Origin of the sequence: Dokdonella sp. (assembly GCF_044227025.1) — a bacterium.
Lineage (GTDB): Bacteria > Pseudomonadota > Gammaproteobacteria > Xanthomonadales > Rhodanobacteraceae > Dokdonella_A.
Map to the genome: position 1 here is coordinate 385,792 of NZ_JBGAFX010000001.1, position 14,991 is coordinate 400,782.

Annotated in this window: 19 protein-coding genes; 8 read left to right on the forward strand and 11 right to left on the reverse strand. The window is 67.0% G+C overall.

The window, feature by feature from the left end:
• Positions 1-120 precede the first annotated feature (120 nt).
• Positions 121-1,326, forward strand: a complete 1,206-nt coding sequence (locus ACILRJ_RS01740) for an acyl-CoA desaturase (RefSeq protein WP_395679737.1) — start codon at positions 121-123, stop codon at positions 1,324-1,326.
• A gap of 265 nt (positions 1,327-1,591) precedes the next feature.
• Here the strand turns inward: ACILRJ_RS01740 and rpmG are convergent, their stop codons facing one another.
• The 10 genes from rpmG to ACILRJ_RS01790 form a co-directional block, all read right to left on the reverse strand.
• The gene (gene rpmG / locus ACILRJ_RS01745) at positions 1,592-1,756 is read right to left on the reverse strand and encodes a 50S ribosomal protein L33 (RefSeq protein WP_395679739.1); all 165 of its coding nucleotides are present in this window, start codon (positions 1,754-1,756) and stop codon (positions 1,592-1,594) included.
• Positions 1,757-1,766: 10 nt separating this feature from the next.
• Positions 1,767-2,003, reverse strand: a complete 237-nt coding sequence (rpmB, locus tag ACILRJ_RS01750; RefSeq protein ID WP_395679741.1) for a 50S ribosomal protein L28 — start codon at positions 2,001-2,003, stop codon at positions 1,767-1,769.
• 290 nt (positions 2,004-2,293) lie between these two features.
• Positions 2,294-3,010 carry a glycosyltransferase family 2 protein gene (locus ACILRJ_RS01755; protein WP_395679743.1) on the reverse strand — a complete coding sequence of 239 codons (717 nt, stop codon included), beginning with the start codon at positions 3,008-3,010 and terminating at the stop codon, positions 2,294-2,296.
• A gap of 104 nt (positions 3,011-3,114) precedes the next feature.
• Positions 3,115-3,843, reverse strand: coding sequence for a DUF3379 family protein (locus ACILRJ_RS01760; RefSeq protein ID WP_395679746.1), 729 nt, complete (start codon positions 3,841-3,843; stop codon positions 3,115-3,117).
• Entirely contained in the window at positions 3,830-4,393 is a 564-nt protein-coding gene (locus tag ACILRJ_RS01765; RefSeq protein WP_395679748.1) for a sigma-70 family RNA polymerase sigma factor, read from the reverse strand. Before ACILRJ_RS01765 ends, ACILRJ_RS01760 begins: the two co-directional genes overlap by 14 nt.
• 9 nt (positions 4,394-4,402) lie before the next feature.
• A complete protein-coding gene (locus ACILRJ_RS01770; RefSeq protein WP_395679750.1) occupies positions 4,403-5,161 on the reverse strand; it encodes a BACON domain-containing protein in 759 nt (252 codons plus the stop codon).
• 61 nt (positions 5,162-5,222) lie between these two features.
• Positions 5,223-6,092, reverse strand: a complete 870-nt coding sequence (locus ACILRJ_RS01775; protein WP_395679752.1) for a ParB/RepB/Spo0J family partition protein — start codon at positions 6,090-6,092, stop codon at positions 5,223-5,225.
• A 74-nt stretch (positions 6,093-6,166) separates the two neighbouring features.
• Positions 6,167-6,949, reverse strand: a complete 783-nt coding sequence (locus ACILRJ_RS01780; RefSeq protein WP_395679754.1) for a ParA family protein — start codon at positions 6,947-6,949, stop codon at positions 6,167-6,169.
• The gene (gene rsmG, locus ACILRJ_RS01785; RefSeq protein WP_395679757.1) at positions 6,946-7,617 is read right to left on the reverse strand and encodes a 16S rRNA (guanine(527)-N(7))-methyltransferase RsmG; all 672 of its coding nucleotides are present in this window, start codon (positions 7,615-7,617) and stop codon (positions 6,946-6,948) included. The genes ACILRJ_RS01780 and rsmG overlap by 4 nt, the downstream gene beginning before the upstream one ends.
• 68 nt (positions 7,618-7,685) lie before the next feature.
• Positions 7,686-8,108 (reverse strand): hypothetical protein, encoded by a 423-nt coding sequence (locus ACILRJ_RS01790; RefSeq protein ID WP_395679758.1) that lies wholly within the window; start codon positions 8,106-8,108, stop codon positions 7,686-7,688.
• Positions 8,109-8,349: 241 nt separating this feature from the next.
• On the opposite strand from ACILRJ_RS01790, the gene hemB reads away from it, so the two are divergent.
• From hemB to ACILRJ_RS01810, 4 genes are all read left to right on the forward strand, one after another.
• Positions 8,350-9,339, forward strand: a complete 990-nt coding sequence (gene hemB / locus ACILRJ_RS01795; protein ID WP_395679760.1) for a porphobilinogen synthase — start codon at positions 8,350-8,352, stop codon at positions 9,337-9,339.
• Positions 9,340-9,509: 170 nt separating this feature from the next.
• Positions 9,510-10,319, forward strand: a complete 810-nt coding sequence (gene aroE, locus ACILRJ_RS01800) for a shikimate dehydrogenase (RefSeq protein ID WP_395679762.1) — start codon at positions 9,510-9,512, stop codon at positions 10,317-10,319.
• 1 nt (position 10,320) lies between these two features.
• Positions 10,321-10,578, forward strand: coding sequence for a YkgJ family cysteine cluster protein (locus tag ACILRJ_RS01805; protein WP_395679764.1), 258 nt, complete (start codon positions 10,321-10,323; stop codon positions 10,576-10,578).
• A gap of 45 nt (positions 10,579-10,623) precedes the next feature.
• The gene (locus ACILRJ_RS01810; protein WP_395679766.1) at positions 10,624-10,746 is read left to right on the forward strand and encodes a hypothetical protein; all 123 of its coding nucleotides are present in this window, start codon (positions 10,624-10,626) and stop codon (positions 10,744-10,746) included.
• Positions 10,747-10,761: 15 nt separating this feature from the next.
• Here the strand turns inward: ACILRJ_RS01810 and ACILRJ_RS01815 are convergent, their stop codons facing one another.
• Positions 10,762-11,298: a gamma carbonic anhydrase family protein gene (locus tag ACILRJ_RS01815; RefSeq protein WP_395679768.1), complete on the reverse strand. Its 537-nt coding sequence runs from the start codon at positions 11,296-11,298 to the stop codon at positions 10,762-10,764.
• 105 nt (positions 11,299-11,403) lie between these two features.
• On the opposite strand from ACILRJ_RS01815, the gene ACILRJ_RS01820 reads away from it, so the two are divergent.
• The 3 genes from ACILRJ_RS01820 (at position 11,404) to ACILRJ_RS01830 (ending at position 14,985) form a co-directional block, all read left to right on the forward strand.
• Entirely contained in the window at positions 11,404-13,449 is a 2,046-nt protein-coding gene (locus tag ACILRJ_RS01820; protein WP_395679770.1) for a M3 family metallopeptidase, read from the forward strand.
• Positions 13,450-13,568: 119 nt separating this feature from the next.
• On the forward strand, positions 13,569-14,342 hold the full coding sequence (gene xth / locus ACILRJ_RS01825) for an exodeoxyribonuclease III (RefSeq protein WP_395679772.1): 774 nt from the start codon (positions 13,569-13,571) through the stop codon (positions 14,340-14,342).
• Entirely contained in the window at positions 14,332-14,985 is a 654-nt protein-coding gene (locus ACILRJ_RS01830) for a YecA family protein (protein ID WP_395679774.1), read from the forward strand. Before xth ends, ACILRJ_RS01830 begins: the two co-directional genes overlap by 11 nt.
• Positions 14,986-14,991: the final 6 nt, after the last annotated feature.

Genomic DNA, 14,991 nt, shown 5'->3' on the forward strand with positions numbered 1-14,991 from the left:
GTTCGCAACGACGCGAACACCGTCACGACAAGAGTCGCAAAGCTTGACGAATCCACATGGCGGCCCCATCCCTGGACGCGTATAGTCGCGGTCTACCCTGCCGCCAGGTGCGCCCCACCCATGTACGACACCTTGATTTCCCTCGCCGCACGCGGCGTGACCCAGGCTTCCTGGGGCACGTGGATCGTGTACCTGCTGGTCGTCACCCAGCTCACGATCTTCGCGGTGACGCTGTATCTGCATCGCAACCAGACGCATCGCGGCGTCGACTTCCACCCGGTCGTCGCGCACTTCTTCCGCTTCTGGTCGTGGCTGACCACGGGCATGGTGACGAAGGAATGGGTCGCGATCCATCGCAAGCACCACGCGAAGGTCGAGACCGAGGAAGATCCGCACAGCCCGCAGGTCTACGGCATCAAGAAGGTGTTCTGGGACGGCGTCGGCCTGTATCGCGACGCGAGCGAGAACGACGACGACATGGAGAAGTACGGTCGCGGCACGCCCGAGGACTGGATCGAGCGCCATCTCTACAGCGCCCACCCGTACTGGGGCCCGACCCTGATGCTCATCATCAGCCTGGTGCTGTTCGGCACGGTGGGTGGTGCGCTGTGGGCCATCCAGATGATGTGGATCCCGTTCTGGGCTGCCGGTTTCGTCAACGGCATTGGCCACTGGTGGGGCTATCGCAATTTCGAATCGGCCGACACTTCGACCAATCTCTCGCCGTGGGGCGTGTGGATCGGCGGCGAAGAGCTGCACAACAACCACCATGCTTTCCCGAGTTCGGCCAAGTTCGCGCTGCGCAAGTTCGAGTTCGACATCGGCTGGGCAGTGATCCGCCTGTTCGAGATGATCGGCATGGCGAAGGTTCTGCGCGTCGCGCCGTCGCTCGACATCCGCCCGAACGTGAACCTCCCGGACACCGAGACCGTGAAGGCGCTGCTCGCGCATCGCTTCCACGTCATGAGCGACTACTTCCGCGGCGTGATCGCGCCGACCCTGCGCGATGAAGCAGCCGACGCCGGCGCCGGCATCAAGGCGCTGCCGCGTCGCCTGCGCAAGGCACTTGGCAACGGCGGCCGCTGGCTCGACGCCGCCTCGCGCGAGCGCATGACCGCATTCACTGACAAGCACCCGCAGCTGCGCACCGTGTGCGAGTTCCGCGCACGCCTGGCCGAACTCACCGAACGCAACGGCCGCAATGCGGAAGGCATGCTCGACGCACTGCGCGAATGGTGCCGCGAAGCCGAGGCGACCGGCATCCGCACGCTGGCGGAGTTTGCCGCGCGGTTGAAGGGTTATCGCCTCGCGGGCGAACGCGCCTGAGCGTGGTTTGCCGAATGCGCGATTGAAGAAGCCCGCCTTGCGCGGGCTTTTTCATGCCCGGTTCTCGCCGCAACTCATCGTGTGGCTGGAGAGGGGCTCCCGCGAGCGACGCTTGAGCCAATGGCCTCTGCCGCAGTGCGGACATCGTCGCAGGCATTCCGGCGGTCGATGCAAAAAAAACCCGCCACAAGGGCGGGTTTCTGGAGACGCTGGATCCCGTGTCAACGTACATCCATGTACTGCTCGGGATGAGTGCATCCTGCACTCACTTGATCTTGCCTTCCTTGTACTCGACGTGCTTGCGCACGACCGGGTCGTACTTCTTGACCAGCATCTTTTCCGGCGTGTTCTTCTTGTTCTTGTCGGTGGTGTAGAAGTGGCCGGTGCCGGCCGAGGAGATCAGACGGATCTTGTCGCGCTTGGATGCCATGTTCTACTCCTCAGACCTTTTCGCCGCGCTTGCGCAGCTCGGCGATGACGACTTCGATGCCCTTCTTGTCGATCGTGCGCAGCCCATGGCTGGACACGCGCAGGGACACCCAGCGGTTCTCGCTCGGCACCCAGAAGCGGCGATCGTGGAGGTTCGGCAGCCAGCGGCGCCGCGTCTTGTTGTTGGCATGTGAAACGTTGTTGCCGGTAAGTGCTCCCTTACCGGTGACCTGGCATGTTCTGGCCATTGCGAACCTCTCGGTATCTGTATTCCGTCCTTGGCCAGGACGGCATCGGCCCAGCGGCGGCGTTGCGCCATGCGGTGCTGGAAGCCCCTGACCAGTCGACGCGGGCGGACCGCATGCCGGAATCCGCGAGCCCGAAAGGGCGATGAACGGTCGAGGGAGCCGTGCTTTATAGCCGAATCAGCGGCTTCCGACAAGTGGGCCGGCCCTTTCGCGGGACTTTCGCCTGATCTTTGCGCGGGCTCCGCTCAGCGTCGACGTTGATGGATAGGTGCCATCGGGGACCGGGCGGATCAGACTTCTTCGATGCCCGTGCGCTTCGAGCGCTTGATCAGCCAGGCGACGCCGCGAAGGTCGGCGATGCCGACGAGGGCACGATTGAGGTTGTTGTACTTCGAGCTGCCGCTGCCGCGCGGCCGATGGTTGACCGGCACGGACTTCACCTGCCAGCCGGCGCGCTGCATCAGCGCCGGCAGGTAACGATGCATGTGGTCGAAATAGGGCAGGTCGAGGAAGGCAGCGCGCTCGAACAGCTTGATGCCGCAACCGGTGTCCGGGGTGTCGTCGCGCAACAGGCGTGAGCGGATCGCGTTTGCCCACTTCGAGGCCCAGCGCTTGCTGCCCGAGTCCTGCCGGTTTACGCGCCAGCCGGCGAACAGCTTGATCGCCGGCGGCGACTCGTCGCGCATCGCCAGCAGTTTGGGAATGTCAGCCGGATCATTCTGGCCATCGCCGTCCAGGGTGGCGATCCAGCTGCCGCGTGCCGCCTTCACGCCGCTGCGGATCGCCGTGCTCTGGCCGCTCTGCTGCAGGTGGCGGATCACGCGCAGCTCCGGATGCCCGGCCTTCGCGGCACGCAGCACGTCGAGGGAATCGTCGCGGCTCGCATCGTCCACGTAGACGACCTCGAACTCGACGCGCCCGCGCAGGGCCGCGGCGATCTCGGCGAGCAGCGGCGGGATGTTGCCGCGCTCGTTGAATACGGGCACGACGACGGACAATGCAGGCATGACGGTTCGCAGGTTCGCGGGTGGCGCATTATCGCCGAATCGACTGCGGACCGACGCAGCTGCGCGTAATTGCCGCGGCGAACCGCTTCCCCCAGGCTCCAGCCTCAGAGGCTGCCGGCAGCGACCTTCGGCAAACCCTCGAGCGCGTCGCGCCAGGCGTGTTCGAGCGCGTCGAAGCGCTGGCCCGATTGCGCGAGCATGTACAGGGTGCCGTCCGCGATCGGCACTTCGCGTGCGACCAGGCCGTCACGCCGGAAATCCTTGCTGGCGGTGGCGCGCTCGCGCACGACATAAACAACGCTGACCGGGCCGCCCTCGCCGGCGCTCACCATGTGCACGCTGGGCCAGCGGCCGATGCCGCATTCGGCGACATAGACGACCTGCGGCGGCACATCGGCGAGTTTGACGCCGCGATCGGCGAACGCCTGTTCGACATCGACCATCGGCACCGGCGTCTGCAAGGCCAGCGCCGCGTGTTCTTCCGCAGCCGTCACGTGGGCCGCGACGAGGTCCGGCAACGATTGGGCCGCACGCTGGTAGCGCACGACGCCGAACGCGAGCAGCAGGCTCGCGGCCGCCGCAAGCGCGATCCAGCCAAGCCGGCGGCGCGGCTGCTTCGTTTCGACCGGGTTCGCGCGTTGCGCGGCGAGGATGCGGTTCGCCAGGTCGCCCGGCACCGCGACCGCGAGCGCATTCGCAAGGCGCGCCTCGAAGGCTTGCGCGGCGGTGGTGGCAGCGGCGCAGCCCGCACAGCCGGCCAGATGGGCCTGCGCCGCGGCATCGACGACCTGCGGCTCGCTGCCGAGCCGACGGCGGAACTCAAGGCAGTCCATGCAACACCGCCTCCGTCTCCTTGCCGTCGAGCAGGCCGCGCAGTTTCTGCCGTGCGCGGAATACCTGGGTCATGACCGCCGACTCCGTGATGCCGAGCTGCGCCGCGACCTCGCCGCAGGAAAATCCGCCAAGCACCTGCAGCACCAGCGGCTCGCGATATTTCGGTTCGAGTTTCGCGATCGCCGCGCGCAGCACCGAGTCTTCGCCGAGCTGTTCCGGACTCGGCGCGTCGTCGCTGAGGTCGAGATCGCCGATGTCGGTGGTCGGCATCGGCTTGCGCTCGTACAGGCGTGCATGTTCGCGACGCAGGATCGTCGCCAGCCATGCCTTCGCGGCGACGTCGTCACGCAATGCATCAAGCGCCCGCCACGCGCGCAGGAAGGTCTCCTGGACCAGGTCCTGGGCGAGCGCGTCCTGGCCGCAAAGCCAGTACGCGTAGCGGTAGAGTTCGCCCGAATGAGCGCGCACGAGTGCCTCGAACTGTTGCTGGCGATTGACCGCCGAAGCAACAGACCGGGGTTTGCCGTCCTGGCTTGCAACCTCCGTCATGCGGGGGGATCACCCATCGAAGCCGTTCTGGAAGATCAGGTCGGGAGTATTGACAGTGAAACTGACCGGCAACGTCAATGGGTCGTGCGCCACGTCGTTGCTGTGCACGCATATGTTCGCATTGTACGCGCCCGCTGTCAGTCCGGTCGCGTCGAGGGTGACATCGACCGTTGCGCCGACACCGCCTGCGCCGATCGAGCCTGAGAGCGGCGCGAGCTGCAGCCACGGCACCGCGGCGGGTGCAACACAATCGGCGGATGAGCTGTCGACCGTCCAGTCGAGTGCGGCGCTGCCGCTGTTGGCGATCGAGAACGTGCTGGCAGTCGAGGTGCCCGCTTCGGCACTCGCGCTGATCGAACCAGGATCCACGCTGGCGAATGGCGTACTCGCTACGATGATGATGCCGGACATGCCGATGCCGCCGCTCGCACCGTGCGCCTCGCAGTAGTAACCGATCGTTCCCTCGCTCGGGAACGCGACGGTCGAGCTCCAGGCGTTGCCGCTGGGGTTGCCGGCAGGGCTGGCGCCGCAGGCGTCGGAGCAGTGGAACGACGTGATGGCGCCGTCGTCGGAGGTGACGTTGTGGAAGCCCAGTCCGGCGATGTCGTTCTTGAACGTGACCGTATCGCCGGGTGCGATCGTCAGCGGCGATGGGTCGTAATGGCGCCCGCCGGGCCCGTTGCGCGCGATCACGACATGGTCGGCGGCAAACGCGGGAACGACGGCAAAAAGGTTCAGGCAGGCAACGGCGAGCGTGATGCGGCGCATGGCGGTACTCCCCAGGGGTGGTACCCATGGGTACCGGAATCGCGCCGTCGGGTTGCCGTCCTCAATGGATCCGTTCGAGGATGCCGTCCAGCTCGTCGAGGCTGTGGTAGTGGATCACCAGCTTGCCGCGCCCGTTGCGCGCATGCGCGAGCTTGACCCGCGTCGCGAGTTTTTCGGCGAGATCGCGTTCCAGCGCCGCAATGTTCGGGTCCGCCTTCGCGGCGGGCTTGGCGGGCTTGGCGACACTGCCGCCGTCGGCGCGGCGCACCGCGTCCTCGAGTTCGCGCACCGACCATTTCTTCTCGACCGCCTCGAACGCGAGCGCGACCGCGCGCTTCTCCGGCAAGGTCGCCAGCGCGCGCGCATGGCCCATCTCGAGTTCGCGGTCGTCGAGCAGGCGCTTGATCTCGGCCGGCAGTTCGAGCAGACGCAACAGGTTCGACACCGCCGCTCGCGAACGCCCGACCGCATCTGCGGCCTGCTGGTGGGTCAGGCCGAATTCGGCGATCAGCCGCGACAGCGCCTGTGCTTCCTCCAGCGGCGACAGGTCTTCGCGCTGGATGTTCTCGATCAGCGCCATCGCGACGACAGCCTGATCCTGCACGACCTTCACCAGCGCCGGAATCTCGACCAGCCCGGCTTTCTGCGCCGCGCGCCAGCGGCGTTCGCCGGCGATCAGCTCGTAGCGACCCGGCGCGATCGAACGCACGATGATCGGCTGGATCAGCCCCTGCGCCTTGATCGATGCAGCCAGCTCGTCCAGCGGTTCCGTCTCGAAGTGGTGGCGCGGCTGGTACTTGCCGGGCTGGATCGCGGCGATTTCGAGCGTGCGCAGTTCGCCTTCGGCTTCGGGGGCGGCGGGCGCATCGCCGCCGCCGAGCAGGGCGTCGAGACCGCGGCCAAGACTGGAAGGACGTTTCTTCGCTGCCATGAATGGTTTTCCTCGTGCGCTCGTCCATGATCGCGAAAGCAAAGCGCGGCCGTCCTGGCCGAACTTTCCCGATTTCAGTGCGTGGCAGCCGCGGTGCCGTGTTCGCGCCGCAGCATTTCGCCCGCGAGCCCGAGATACGCGACTGCGCCACGCGATTCGCGGTCGTACAGGTTGATCGGCTGGCCATGGCTCGGCGCTTCGGCGAGGCGGATGTTGCGCGGGATGATCGAGCGCAGCACCTTGTCGCCGAAGTGCTTGGTCAACTGCAGCGAGACTTCGTTGCCGAGGTTGTTGCGCGCGTCGTACATCGTTCGCAGCAGGCCTTCGACCTCGAGGGCGGGATTCAAGCGCATACGCACCGCTTTGATCGTGTCGAGCAAGCTGGTCAGGCCCTCCAGCGCGAAGTACTCGCACTGCACCGGGATCAGCACGCCATGCGCGGCGGTCAATGCGTTGATGGTCAGCAGATGCAGGGTCGGCGGACAATCGATCAGCACCGTCTGGTAGCGGTCGCCGAGCTTGGCGATCTGCTCCTTCAGGCGCGATTCGCGCGCCAGGGCATCCATCAGCTTGAGTTCGGCGGCGGTAAGGTCGCCGTTGCCGGGCAGCAGGTCGAAACCGCCTTCGGTCGCGACGATCGCGCGCTCGATCGGCGCCTCGTCGAGCAACACCTCGCAGCCGTTCGGCTTGGCGGCGCGCTTGTCGACGCCCGACGCCATCGTCGCGTTGCCCTGCGGATCGAAGTCGATCAGCAGCACGCGCCGCCCGCTCTCGGCCAGCGCCGCAGCCAGGTTCACCGCGGTCGTGGTCTTGCCGACGCCGCCCTTCTGGTTCGCGATCGCGATGATGCGCGTCATGCTCGTGCCACCCGTTCCGGTCCAACCGGCGCGCCCGCGCCGGAACCGCTGATTATGACCACGTGTCGCTCGGCGTCCAAACCGGGGACCGCGAGCGACTCGACTGCCTCGATCGTGAAACCCGCCGGCAGCGCGTCGAGCTCGTCCTTGGGAAAGCGCCCCTTCAGCGCCAGCCAGCGCCCGCCCGGGGCCAGCAGGTGGCCGCCCCAGGCCAGCATGTCGGCGAGGCTCGCGAACGCACGCGCGGTGATGCAGTCGAAGCGCCCCTCGATGGATTCGACCCGGCCCTCGACCACGCGCACGTTGGCGAGTCCGAGTTCACGCACCGCCGCACGCAGGAAACGCGTCTTCTTGCCGTTTGAATCGACCAGCGCGACTGCACGCTCGGGTGCGATGAGCGCGAGCGGGATGCCCGGCAGGCCGGCACCGGTCCCGAGATCGGCCAGTGTCGCGCCCGTCACGTATGGAGCAACCGCAAGCGAATCGAGCAGATGGCGCGTGACCATCTCGGCCGGATCGCGAATCGCGCTCAGGTTGTAGGTCGCGTTCCAGCGATGCAGCAGGTCGAGGTAGTCGAGCAGGCGTTCGACCACGGCATCAGGCAGGTCGAGGGGCAGCGCGGCGAGGCCGGCGCGAAGGCGCTGCCGACGCGGATCGCGGTCAGACATGGCGGTCGCAACGAGACGGGGCCGCGCAGTATCGGCGCGCGCGCGGGCAAAATCCACCGCCGCCGGGTTCAGGCTGCGGCGGCGAGATCGATCCGGGCAACCAGCAGGCCGCTCTCGCGCAGCTCGCTGTTGAGCGACTGCTTGAGCCAGCGGCGGCGCGCATCGGTGTCGTCGGGCAGCACGGCATAGTCGAACAGGCGGCGCGTGGTCACACGCAGCAGGCCCTCGACATCATCGATCACCACGTCGGCCTGTTGCGGGTCGACCACCTGGAAATACACCAAGGCGCGGTAGTCGCGCTCGCCACGCCGCAGATCGTTGACCGCGACCGTCGAGCCCGCAAGATTGATCTTGTGCGCGACCCGCTCGAGCAGGGGCAGCACCAGATGCACGCCTTCACCGACCGTGCGGATGCGACCGCTGCGGTTGCGCAGGGTATAGACCTGACCATGCGGGATGCGCCGCACGCAGGCCAGGGACAGCAGGATCATTCCGCACACGGCGGCCAACAGGATCGGGGAAACCACGTTCTTATCTCTTGGAAACCGCAAAAACGGTGCAGCAAAGGAATCGACGAACGCACTGGACCACGATACCGGCCCCACTACTAACGATTGCTTAACAGTTTTTCGTGCTGCGCCGCGAAAACCCGCACCACATCCTGTCGTCCGGCCTCGCGGTCCCGCGCCGTACAATGTGCAATTCCCTGAACTGGCGCGCCGGATTACCACGATGTCCTACCCGCACACCCGCCTTCGCCGCATGCGCCGGGACGCGTTTTCGCGCGCCTTGATGCGCGAAACCGACCTTGCCCCGTCCGACCTGCTCCTGCCGCTGTTCGTGCGCGAGGGCCGCGACGTCAGTGAGCCGGTACCCTCGATGCCGGGGGTCGAACGCGTGTCGATCGATCGACTGCTGCGCATCGCCGGGCAGGCACAGGAGCTCGGCATTCCCGCGCTGGCGCTGTTTCCGGTGACTCCGCCGGAGGCGAAATCGCTTGATGCCGCCGAGGCCTGGAATCCCGACGGCCTCGCGCAGCGCGCGGTGCGCGCGCTGAAACAAGCGTTTCCCGAGCTCGGCGTGATCACCGACGTCGCGCTCGATCCGTTCACGACCCACGGCCAGGACGGCCTCGTCGACGACCACGGCTACGTCGTCAATGATGCGACCGTCGAGGCGCTCGTGCGCCAGGCGGTCTCGCATGCTGAGGCCGGCGCCGATGTCGTCGCGCCGTCGGACATGATGGACGGGCGCATCGGCGCGATCCGCGCCGCGCTCGAAGTCGACGGCCACATCAACACGCGCATCCTCGCCTATTCGGCCAAGTACGCCTCGGCGTTCTACGGCCCGTTCCGCGATGCAGTCGGCTCGGCCGGCACGCTCGGCAAAGGCAACAAGTACACCTACCAGATGGATCCGGCCAATTCCGACGAGGCGATGCGCGAGATCGCGCTCGACCTCGAAGAAGGCGCCGACATGGTGATGGTGAAACCGGCGATGCCGTATCTCGACATCGTGCGCCGCGTGAAGGAGCGCTTCGGCGTGCCGACCCTCGCCTATCAGGTCAGCGGCGAATACGCGATGCTAAAGGCAGCATTCGCCAATGGCTGGCTCGACGAGCGCGCCTGCGTACTCGAAGCCCTGACCGGCATCCGCCGCGCCGGCGCCGACGCGGTCCTCACCTACTTCGCGCTCGATGCCGCGCGATGGCTGCGCAGTTAGCATCTGAAACACAGGGCAGCCCGTGAAATGGAAGCCCTGCATCTCAAGTCGTCATCCCGGCAATAGCCGGCATCCGGGTTTCGGCCCTTCCGGCAGGAACCGGATTACGGCTTTCTCCGGAGTGATGAATCTTCTGCTTTCCTTCGTGTGCTCAGGCCTTCCCCGACGTCATGACTCGTTACGCCGTGTTTGGCCAGCCGATCTCGCATTCGTTGTCGCCACGCATCCACGCTGCGTTCGCGGCACAGCTTGGCATCGACCTCGACTATCGCGCGATCGAGGCAGGTCGCGGTGCGTTCGCGTCGGCGCTGGCTGCGTTCGCGCGCGATGGAGGGCGCGGCGCAAACGTGACCCTGCCGCTCAAGCAGGATGCTTCCGCGCTGTGCTCGGAATTGTCGGACCGCGCACGTCGTTGCGGCAGCGTGAACACGCTGGCACGCGCGGGCGATGAATGGCATGGCGACAGCACCGACGGCATCGGTTTGCTGCGCGATCTCGCACGTCACGGCATCGAAACGCGGGGGGTGCGCGTGCTGCTCCTCGGCGCCGGCGGCGCCGCGCGTGCGGCCGCATTCGCGCTCGCCGACGCCGGTGCGCGCGAACTCGTCGTCATGAATCGCACCGCGACGCGCGCACAGGCCCTCGCCGTTGCGCTCGGTACACCGGCGCGCACCTGCGACCGGGACGCGCTGCAACGCGAGCCGACGTTCGATATCGTGGTCAACGCGACCTCGGCCGGCCATGCGGGCGACGTCTTCGCATGGCCGCTTGCGGCCGAAGCAACGCCCACCGCGTGCTACGACCTGTCTTACGGCGGGGCGGCACGCGCATTTCTTGCGGCCGCGCGCGCTGCGGGCGCGCGAGTCGCTCTCGACGGACTCGGCATGCTGGTCGAACAAGCCGCCGAGTCGTTCGCGCTCTGGCACGGGTGCGCACCCGATACGACGCCGGTCCATGCCCTACTGCGCGCGGAAGCCTGAAATGGAATGCCGCGCCGGCTGTGGCGCCTGCTGCATCGCGCCGTCGATTTCCTCGCCGATTCCGGGCATGCCGCATGGCAAGCCGGCCGGCATCCCGTGCGTGCAACTCGGCGATGATTTCCGCTGTGCGATCTTCGGCAGGCAGGAGCGACCCGACGTGTGCGCGTCGCTGCGACCCTCGCCGTCGATGTGCGGTGGCGACCGCAACGAGGCCTTGCACTACCTCGCCGAACTGGACTCGGCAACGCGCCCGCGCTGAATCGACCGGAGCGGGGCGTGCGCATCGAACCCGTCGTCCACGGCCGTGGCTCAGCTCGGCTGGCGCGACTGGATCGGTGGCCAACTGCCGGCACCGGCGATCGTCCTGCTGCTCGCGCTGGCCGGCATGTCGCTGCTGGCCGAACCCGTGGAGGCCGAAGGTGGTTGAGGCGGTGCCGGTCGCTCAGGCGCTCTGCGCGAGGTAGCGGTCCTTCAGGCGCACGTAGTGCTGCGCCGAGTAGTACAGCCGCTCGATCTCCTGCGCGGACAGCTTTCGCACGCAGCGCGCGGGATTGCCGACCCACAGTTCGCCTTCGCCGACGATCTTGCCGGGCGCGACGAGTGCGCCCGCACCGATCATGCTGTGGCGATGCACGACCGCGCCGTCGAGTACGGTCGCGTGCATGCCGATCAGGCAGGCGTCGTGGATCGTGCATGCATGCACGACCGCGGCATGGCCGATCGTGACATCGCTGCCGATGAGCAGCGGGAAGCCGTCGTCGGTGTATTCGCCCGCATGCGTCACATGCAGGATCGACCCGTCCTGCACATTCGTGCGCGCGCCGATGCGGATGTGGTGCACGTCGCCGCGCACGACCACGCCGGGCCAGAGCGAAGCGTCGTCGCCGAGTTCGACATCGCCGATCAGGTGGGCGGCTGGATCGACGTAGGCGTTCGCGCCGAGCCGCGGCAGGATGCCCTGGTAAGGTCGGATGTGCATGGGTAGGAGCCGCGAAAAAGAACCAAGCGTAGCACCGACCGGCACGCTTGATTTCCGGCGCGCGACCCGCCACGTTGTCCGGCCGATCCGTTCGAATCCCGCCCGATGACTACCGCCAATCCGCTCCTTGCCGATACCACCCTGCCGCAGTTTTCGGCGATCCGCCCCGAACATGTGGAGCCGGCGATCGACGCGCTCCTCGCCGACTATCGCGCACGCACGGAGGCGTTGCTCGCTTCGGATGCGCCACGCGATTTCGCCCGCGTGATGCTGCTCGGCGAGGAACTCGAAGATCGCCTCGGTCGCGCCTGGGCGCCGGTTTCGCACCTGCACGGCGTCGCCGACTCGGAGGAACTGCGCAAAGCGTATGCCGCCGCGCAGGAGAAGATCGTCGAGCACGCGAGCGAGCTCGGACAGAACCGCGCGTTGTTTGCCGCGGTGAACGCGGTGGCCGCGCGCGCGGACAGCGCCGGGCTGCCGCGCGCTGCACGCACCCTGATCGAACACGAACTGCGCGATTTCCACCTGTCCGGTGTCTCGCTCGAAGAGCCGGCGCGCTCGCGCTTTCGGGAGATCGCGAGCGAACTCGCCAAGCTCGCGACCGAATTCGAGGAAGCGGTGCTCGATGCGACCGATGCCTGGAGCGAAGCGATCGTGGACGAAGCCGGTCTTGCCGGCATTCCCGAATCCGGTCGCGCGGTGTTGCGCACGTATGCCGCGGAGAAGTCGCAGGACGGCTGGCTCGTCACGCTCAAGCAACCGAGCGTGCAGGCGGTTCTGACCTATGCCGACGACCGCGAGCTGCGCGCGCGGGTCTACCGCGCGTACCAGACGCGCGCGTCCGACCAGGGTCCGAATGCGGGCGAGTACGACAATTCGGCGCGCATCGAGCGGATTCTTGCGTTGCGCCACGAGGCCGCGCAGTTGCTCGGCTTCCGTGACGCCGCAGAGGAATCGCTGGCCACCAAGATGGCACCCTCGCCGGACGCGGTGTTCGCCTTCCTGCGCGATCTCGCCGCGCGCGCCAAGCCGGTCGCGCAGGGAGAACTTGCCGAACTGCGCGCGTTCGCCGCTTCCGAACTCGGCATCTCGATGCTCGAACCGTGGGACGTCGGCTATGCGTCCGAAAAGTTGCGCGAGAAGAAGTATGCGTTGAACGAAGAGGAACTCAAGCCCTACTTCGCGCTCGACCCGGTCATCAACGGCTTGTTCGCGATCACCGAGCGCGTGTTCGGCGTGACGCTGCGCCAGCGCGACAATGTCGATACCTGGCATCCCGACGTGCGCTACTACGACCTCGTGGATGCCAGCGGGCGCGTGTTCGCCGGCGCCTATGTCGATCTCTGCGCGCGCAGCGGCAAGCGCGGCGGCGCGTGGATGGATGTGTGCGTGAACCGCTTCGAGCGTGGCTCAGCGGTGCAACAGCCGGTGGCGTTCCTTACCTGCAATTTCGCTCCGGCCACGGCGAGTACGCCGTCGCTCCTCACGCACGACGACGTGCTCACCCTGTTCCACGAGTTCGGCCACGGCCTGCATCACCTGCTGACCGAAGTCGGCCTTCCTGGCGTTGCCGGCATCAGCGGTGTCGAGTGGGACGCGGTCGAGTTGCCGAGCCAGTTCATGGAGAACTTCGGCTGGCGACGCGAAGCGCTCGACCTGTTCGCGCGCCACTGGCAGACGGGCGAGCGCCTGCCAGACGCGTTGTTCGATCGCATGCTTGCGGCAAGGCATTTCCATGCCGGCCTGTTCCTCGTGCGCCAGCTCGAGTTCGGCCTCTTCGACTTCCGCATCCATCGCGAGTTCGATCCCGCACGCGGCGCGCGTGCGCTGGAAATCCTCGCCGAGGTCCGCGCTGAAGTCGCCGTGATCCAGCCACCGGCATGGCAGCGCTTCCCGCACGCGTTCACCCACATCTTCGCGGGCGGCTACGGAGCGGGGTACTACAGCTACCTCTGGGCCGAAGTACTGTCGGCGGACGCGTTCGCACGCTTCGAGGAGAACGGCGTGTTCGACCGCGCCACCGGCGAGGCCTACCGCAAGGCGATCCTCGCCGTCGGCGGTTCGCGCCCCGCGCTCGAATCGTTCGTCGAGTTCCGCGGACGTGAACCACGAGCCGATGCGCTGCTGCGCAGCTACGGCCTTGTCGCGTAGAACGGTAGTGGGACTCGGCCTCGCGCGATGGCGGTCCTGCGCGGCAGAGTCGAGTTCGAATGCGCCGCATCGAGTCGACGTCCGGCGCGCGGCGTCCCACCCTACGCTAAGATGCGCGGATGAAGATCGCGAGCTGGAACGTCAATTCGCTCAACGTGCGGCTGCCGCACGTCGAGCGATGGTGTGCACAAGCGAAGCCCGACGTACTCGCGTTGCAGGAAACGAAGCAGGAGGATGCGAAGTTTCCGCGCGCGGCGATCGAGGCACTCGGTTACCACGTCGCGTTCTCCGGACAGAAGACCTACAACGGCGTCGCGCTGCTTGCGCGTACGCCGGTGCAGGATGTGCTGACCGATTTGCCGGGCCTCGACGATACGCAGCGGCGCATCCTCGTCGCGACGGTCGGCGACGTGCGCTTCGTCAATCTTTACGTCGTCAACGGCCAGGCCGTTGGCAGCGAAAAATACGCCTACAAGCTTGACTGGCTGGCGAAGGTCAGCGCGTTCCTCGCCGAGGAAATCCGGCGCCACCCGCGCATGGTCGTGATGGGCGACTTCAACATCGCGCCGGACGATCGCGACGTGCATGACCCGGCCGCGTGGCACGAGCAGATCCTCTGCTCGACGCCTGAGCGCGACGCCCTCAGGCGCCTGCTTGATCTCGGCCTGATCGACAGTTTCCGTTTGTTCAATGAGGAGGCCGGGCACTACAGCTGGTGGGACTACCGCCAGGCCGCGTTCCGGCGCAATCTGGGTTTGCGCATCGACCTCGTGCTCGCCTCCGAGGCGCTGCGCGGCCGTTGCCGCACTGCATCGATCGAGCGCGAGCCGCGCACGTGGGAGCGTGCGTCCGATCACACACCCGTCGTACTGGAAATCGAAGATGGCATCTGACTGGTTGGTTTCGCCGAGCGACAGCGAGCTGGAGGAACTGGACCAATTCCTGCGCGCGCGCGCAGGTGAGGAAGACATGCTGCTCGACGGCGTGCATGGGTTCCTGACCGCGCTGGCGATCGGTCCGGCGCCGGCGAAGCCGGAGGAATGGCTGCCGGAAATCCTGCACGAGCCCTTCGTCGACAGCGACGAAGGCGAGCGCGTGCTGACCCTGCTCGCACGGCTGAACGACGCGATCGCACCGGAACTGGAAACGGGCAGCTACGAACCGATCCTCGGCGAACTGGATATCGAGGAAGGTGCGCCGGCGTTCACCGCGCGCGGCTGGTGCGAGGGTTTCTCGCGCGGCATCGACCTGCGCGCACCGTCGTGGGAGGGGCGACTCGGCCACGATTCGGATTTGATGGAACTGCTGTCGCCGATCATCGCACTCGCGATCGACGATGGCGTGTTCGAAAGCGACGCCGAGTTCGCGCCGCTTGGCGACGATGAATACGACGAGTGCCTCGCGCAGATCCCGGGCGCGGTCGGCGCCGTCGCCGAATACTGGCGCACGCATCCTCTCGCCGACGACGAACGCGCCCCGACACCGGAAGACGGCGCCTCGCCACCACGCCGGCGCGGTGGGCGTTGGGTGCATTGAGCTGCG